The 6,520-nt window shown below is 57.8% G+C and carries 5 protein-coding genes; 4 read left to right on the forward strand and 1 reads right to left on the reverse strand.

All coding sequences use genetic code 11. The annotated features are described in order from the left end of the window. Positions 1–261: 261 nt before the first annotated feature. The 4 genes from EPO09_RS04850 (at position 262) to EPO09_RS04865 (ending at position 3,917) form a co-directional block, all read left to right on the forward strand. Complete coding sequence (locus tag EPO09_RS04850) at positions 262–1,230, forward strand: sel1 repeat family protein (RefSeq protein ID WP_290640733.1); 969 nt, start codon at positions 262–264, stop codon at positions 1,228–1,230. A gap of 177 nt (positions 1,231–1,407) precedes the next feature. Next, entirely contained in the window at positions 1,408–2,280 is an 873-nt protein-coding gene (locus EPO09_RS04855) for a sel1 repeat family protein (protein WP_290640735.1), read from the forward strand. 45 nt (positions 2,281–2,325) lie between these two features. Further along, the gene (locus EPO09_RS04860) at positions 2,326–3,330 is read left to right on the forward strand and encodes a sel1 repeat family protein (RefSeq protein WP_290640737.1); all 1,005 of its coding nucleotides are present in this window, start codon (positions 2,326–2,328) and stop codon (positions 3,328–3,330) included. Positions 3,331–3,437: 107 nt separating this feature from the next. Beyond that, a complete protein-coding gene (locus EPO09_RS04865) occupies positions 3,438–3,917 on the forward strand; it encodes a VOC family protein (RefSeq protein WP_290640739.1) in 480 nt (159 codons plus the stop codon). Positions 3,918–3,940: 23 nt separating this feature from the next. On the opposite strand, the gene EPO09_RS04870 is transcribed toward EPO09_RS04865, so the two are convergent. Further along, entirely contained in the window at positions 3,941–6,268 is a 2,328-nt protein-coding gene (locus EPO09_RS04870; protein WP_290640741.1) for a hypothetical protein, read from the reverse strand. Positions 6,269–6,520: the final 252 nt, after the last annotated feature.

Consider the following 6,520-nt stretch of genomic DNA (forward strand, 5'->3'; position numbering starts at 1 on the left):
GGCGGCGAGATTTGCTCAGCCAAAGAATTAGCTGTTTCCTATGACACGTGGGGAATATTGCTGGAAAGAAATCGCTCGATGCGAGTAAGACATCAATCTCCACAAACAATGATCGCAGCATTAGTGCGCTTAAGTGCAAAGCGGGCGAATCTTGATTAATTGAACCATATGTCAAAACGTTTATTCCTTGCGGTAGCGCTTGCCACAATATTATTGCCGGCTTGCAGCAGTTCACTAAGCGCCCCGTCAAGGGGAAAGATCATGCAAACAAACACCTCTCTGGAGCGCGAAAAGCTAGCGTTCACTTGCAAACACGAGAAGGAACTGATCCCTCTTCGAGATCCAGAAGCGGAACAGCTATATAAATATGCTCGATGGCTAAGAAAAGGAAATATCCTCAAAAAGGATTCGACGGTTTACAGCAAAATTGAACGCTTAATCCGTATTGCTACAGCCTATGGACACGACAAAGCAAACCTAGAGCTTCGCGATCTAATTGAACGGGGCCAAGCCGTCAGCGCGACACCTGTCACTGAGAGCGTAGATTTGGTTGAGGAACTGATCCGTCGAGGTATCCCAGGTGGGTATTTCGACATGGGGCGCTACTTGCTTAATGGCTATGGCGTAAAGCGAGACCCTGAGGCTGGCATGAACTACATAAGAAAAGCGGCAGACTTGGGCAATCCAGAGGCACAGTACTGGATTGGCGTGAAGCTATCACCCATAGACAAAGCGCCCGATATTGCAGTCCAAATGATGTTGTGTGCAGGAGAACAAGGCCATAAAGTTGCTGCTCAACAGGTTGGCTATGATTTGCAAACTGACGGAGACTACAAACGTGCAGTTGATGCCCTGCAACTGGGCACTAAAGCTGGCCATCCTCTCGCAGCAGGATTATTGGAATGGGGATTTCAATGCGACGATCCTAAAAACAGAATACGGTATCTTTCGTTAAAGCCCGACTCTGAGCGAGCCGCTAGATATTCTGCCATTCGAAGTTTCCTGAGTGCCTACGACTATCTGAATCCATCCATTCCAGAGTTGGACGATATCGTCCCCTTGCCCCCCGCTAAGCTCCCCCCCTGGAATGGCAAATTCAAATGGCTGGAAGAACACAACGCCAACGTGCCTCCACCACTACCCAGCGAAGCTCGCATCGCCGAGATGGCCAAGGCCAAGGGCCTGGATCCAGCCACGGGGCGACCACTCGCATGGGGTAACACGCGTTAAGCCATACAAATGTCACTTCGTCTGCGGGCCCTAGGCTACCTGTTGATAGCCATCGCGTGGCGAGCAATGGCATCAGACGCCATCCCACATCAGCCTACTCATCTAGCGGGCGAACTGGCCTTTGCTTGCACGCATGAGGTAGACCGCATCCCGCCTAGGGACCCAGAAGCCGAGCAGATGTACAAGCACGCTCGTTGGCTGAGAAAGGGCAACATCCTCAAGAAGGATCCAGCGATTTACCCCAAGGTAGAACGCCTGATCCGCTTTGCTGCGGCATACGGGCATGACAAGGCCAACCTGGAGTTGCGTGAACTGATTGAGCGTGGTCAGGCCATCAGCGCAACTCCCGTCACAGAAAGCGTGAACCTCGTAGAAGACTTAGTTCGTCGAAATATCCCTGGCGGCTATTTCGACATGGGCCGCTACTTGCTGAATGGCTACGGGGTGAAGCGAGATCCTGAGGCAGGCATGAACTACATACGAAAAGCTGCCGACTTGGGTAACCCAGAAGCACAGTACTGGATCGGTGTGAAGCTATCGCCCATCAACAAGGCGCCGGATATCGCAGCCCAGATGATGCTTTGCGCCGGAGAGCAAGGCCATAAGGTCGCAGCTCAACAGGTCGGCGTAGATTTCCAGACTGATGGCGACTACAAGAAGGCCGTTTACGCCCTTCAGTTAGGGGTGAAGGCTGGTAGCGACCTGGCAGCGGGCTTCCTAGAGGGAGGGTTCAATTGTGAAGACCCACGCAACCGCCTGCACTACATGGCCCTGACTGCAGACGCGGAGCGATCTAGACGATACAAAGAAATCTCATACTTTCTTGGAATGTATGAATACCTGAATCCTTCTGTTCCAGAACTGGACGATATCGTCCCCTTGCCCCCCGCCAAGCTTCCCCCCTGGAATGGCAAATTCAAATGGCTGGAGGAGCACAACGCCAACGTGCCACCACCTATACCCAGCGAAACACGCATCGCCGAGATGGCCAAGGCCAAGGGCCTGGATCCAGCCACGGGGCGCCCGCTCGCTTGGGGCAACATGCGTTGAGGTAGACCGCCAGTGCATCTTCGTCGAGTTGCCCTCGCCTGCTTGATGGCTCTGGCTTTACCAGCTACGGCTGCAGACACGCCATCACAGCCCAGCCCGACTCAAGCTGGTGAGCTGGCTTTCACTTGCACGCATGAGCGTGATCGCATTCCACCTCGAGATCCAGAAGCAGATCAGCTATACAAGCATGCTCGCTGGTTGAGAAAGCGCAACATTCTAAAAAAGGATCCCACGGCATACCCCAACATTGAACGCTTGATCCGAATTGCTACTGCGTATGGGCACGACAAAGCAAACCTCGAATTGCGCGATCTGATTGAACGAAATCAAGCGGTTAGTGCGACGCCCATAACAGAAAGCGTCAACTTGGTTGAAGAATTAGTTCGGCGAGGTATTCCGGGAGGTTACTTTGACATGGGGCGCTACCTGCTCAATGGTTACGGCGTAAAGCGTGACCCCGAGGCAGGGTTGAACTACATTCGCAAAGCTGCCGATTTCGGTAACCCAGATGCGCAGTATTGGATCGGTGTGAAGCTATCGCCAATCGACAAGGCACCAGATGTGGCTGCACAAATGATGTTGTGCGCAGGAGAGCAAGGACACAAGGTTGCAGCTCAGCAAGTTGGCGTCGACTTAAAGAATGATGGCGATTACAAAAAAGCTGTCTATGCCCTTCAGTTGGGAGCGAAAGCAGGAAGTGACCTTGCAGCAGGCTTTTTAGCTGGTGGATTTAAAACTGAGGATCCAAAGAATCGGATCCACTATCTTGCGTTGAAGTCCGACGCTGAACGGGTAAAGAGATATCTTGCAATTGCAGATTTTTTGAGTGCCTACGATTATCTCAACCCCTCTGTCGCTGAACTTGACGACATCGTCCCGCTCCCTCCCGCCAAACTCCCCTCATGGAACGGCAAATTCAAATGGCTGGAAGAGCACAACGCCAAAGTGCCACCACCACTGCCCAGCGAAGCTCGCATCGCTGAAATGGCCAAAGCCAAGGGCCTGGACCCAGCCACGGGCCGCCCACTCGCTTGGGGCAACACACGTTAACGATCAAGCCCACCGATTCAGCCCTACGCGCAGCATGATTCCCCCGACGCCATGCTGCAAGCATGGATAGACTGTGCGGCTATGCCATCACGGCATGGAGAAACGACATGCCAAGCAAAAACACCATCTGCCTTTGGTTTGACGGTACAGCCGAAGAGGCCGCAGGGTTCTACGCCAAGACCTTCCCAGACAGCACCGTAGGCGCCATCCACCGCGCGCCTGCGGACTATCCCTCCGGCAAGCAAGGTGACGTCCTGACGGTCGAGTTCACCGTGATGGGCATCCCTTGTCTTGGCCTGAACGGCGGCCCGGTCTTCAAGCACAGCGAGGCCTTCTCCTTCCAGGTTGCCACCGATACCCAGGAAGAAACTGACCGTCTGTGGCACGCCATCATCGACAACGGCGGGCAAGCCAGCGCGTGCGGTTGGTGCAAGGACAAGTGGGGACTGTCGTGGCAGATCACGCCCCGTGCGCTCACCACGGCGATGGCCAATCCAGACCGCACAGCAGCCAAGCGTGTCTTCGAAGCCATGATGCAGATGAGCAAGATCGACATCGCCATGATTGAAGCGGCCCAGCGGGGTTGATGGGGCCACAGCGCCTGCCTTTGTCAGCCGGATGGCAAGGCCACCTTCGACAACACAAACGCCCGCACCGCACTGGCGTCGTACCCCAACTCGTAGTTCCAGCCATCTGTGGCGGTCGAATCCACATACAGGTTCTCGCTGAAGCCCGCCACCAGGCAGCCAGTGGGATGATCGACCAGGCAGGATGCAGGTAAATTCACAGTCATCAGATCGTGCACGGACATCATGGCCGGTGAGCCGCCCGTCGGGTCTTCATTGACCAACGGTGTGCCCGGGTCATCCACCGGCAAGGGCTGTCCGGGGTTGAGCGGGTCATGCGATCGGTCCAACACAGTACGCACGCCCCGCACGGTCACGAAGCTGTAGTTGGCGAAGCCGTGCGGGTGCCAGGCCTGATAGGGCAGGCTGACGATATCGCTGTCCTGCGCCTGCAGCACACCACAGCAGTCGTCTGCGAAGGTCGCGCCAATGGACGGCGCCGGGATCTGCGCGTAGCAATGGTTGTTGTCCACATGCAAGGTGATGATCATGCTGTTGCCCACGACCAGGCCCAGTGGCTCGGCATCGGTCGTGTAAATGGTGCCGGTGAGATCAGGCACATCGGGCACCACGAACTTGATGCCCAGCGCATGGATGTCAACAGGCTGCCCCAGCGCATCGAACAGATCGACCTTGAGTTGGTACTGGCCGCTGTCGTCGCTCGTGCCTGACACCGCGGAGCCATCGGCGTTGTAGCTCAGGCCTGGCGCAAACAGCTGCGTGGGGAACTTGGCGCTGCTCAGGTGCTCGACGATTTCGCCGGCGCTGGGTGGGGTGTCCCACACGCCTTCAGGCGCAACAGAGGCATAGGGGATCTGGGTGAGATCGGGCACCTCAATGCCACCGCCGGCTGGCACGGGCTTGGGGCCCAAGGTGAAAGGTGTCCATGCCGGAAAAACGCCGCTGGGCGTGTTCACGTCATGGCGGTAGTAGTGCTGGATGCCGTCCTTCAGCGCATGGAAGCTGCCGCTGAAGCCACGTCGCCATGAGATCTGATAGTGGCGCACGCCCAGCGCTTCCAGCTCGTTGGCGAACAGCAGGCGCGGGCGCAACAGGCCACCCCAAGGGCGTCCATCTGAGGTGAGGCCCCGCCGGGCGGTCAACACGGCAGGGGCGGTGCTGTCTTTCAGGGCCTTGCTGGTGCCATAGATCTGGCTCAGCGGTACGCCGCCAATGGCCAGGAAGGCCACCCAGCGGCCCACGCCTTGCGGCCCCACCACGGGCGGGCAAGGCGCGCAGGTGTGCGCAAAGGGGCTGCTGGTATAGAGCTTGACCTCCGTGCCGGAGGCGTAGTCCCACCAGGTGTGGCAGGCCACAGGGGTGGGCGCATAGATGGTGAATTTGAGCGGGCCGAAGATGGGCTGAGTGGCCTTGAAGTACAGGTCCGGTGTGTCGTGGTTGTGGCAGCCCTGAAAGAACACGGTGCGGAAGTGGCCGCAACTGTCCGTGATGGCCGCGCCCACGCGCTGCATGGTCACAAAGCGCGGGAAGAGCCAGCACAGCAAGGGCCTGATCAACACCGGGTTCTGGATCAGCGCTTGCTGGAACTGCAAGGCGCTGCCGGCTTGAGCCAGATAGCGCAACTCGGTGGCTTCGCTCAGCTTGGTCAGCGTGGCGGCGCTGTCTGCGGTCAAGGCATGGCTTTGCACGGCCAGATTGGTGGTGTTCAAGCGCCGCAGTTGTGTGCCTGTGATGGACAAAGGCAAGGGGCCTGGGCCCGGCTCGGGAATGGGGCCTGGCACGCGTTCGGGTACGGTGAGAATGGGATCCGGGATGCGTGCGTGGGCAATGATGTCGCGCAAGCGATCCAGCACCAGCACAGGCAGCTTGGGGATGAGGATGTAGAGCGGGTCTACCTCGTAGATCTCGACCGTGGCATTGCACACGGGGAAGTCCACCACGGCCCCGCCAATGGTGACCTTCTTGAGCAACTGCCCCTGCACGAACACGGCACTGCGCAACCAGCACAACCAGATGGGCTCGTAGATGACGAAGTCGGCCTTGAGCTCACGCAGGCGCGGGTTGTAGCTCAGGTGCTGCTCGATGGCGCCTCGGCGCATGAGCTCGGCGAAGTCAGGCTCCTTGTCTGGCAGGCGAGGCCCCACCAACACACGCAAGGTGTCTGCGGGTACGGCGGCTTGCACAGGCAGCCTGGCCTCGCCCTTGTCCGACAAGGACGCACTGCCCAGAAAGCGAGCCTCGGAGCTGAAGACATAGGCCATGGCCTCTACCTTCTGCGTGCTCTTGGCCACGTCCAGCAATTGCGCCTGGATCTGGATCGTCAATGGGGAAGCGGTGTCTTTGGTGTTCATGGCCATGCTCCTGGGTCAGGCATCACACAGGTGCATGCAAGAAGGCATCACCTTGGACTTGACTGTAGGAGCCGGCACGCCCGCTCGCTTCCCAAACCTTGGGGGGCTGAGCCGGCTCAGTTTAGGGGGGTGCTCGACTGCCCGATGGCGCGTTGAATCTGGGCTCGCCTTCGGGCTTGCGCTTCGCTCATGCGATGGCGGATTTGCTCTACCAACGCCGTTCGCGCGCGCGAGGGATGGCCAGCATCAAAA

This window comes from Aquabacterium sp., from assembly GCF_004297345.1.
Lineage (GTDB): Bacteria > Pseudomonadota > Gammaproteobacteria > Burkholderiales > Burkholderiaceae_C > Aquabacterium.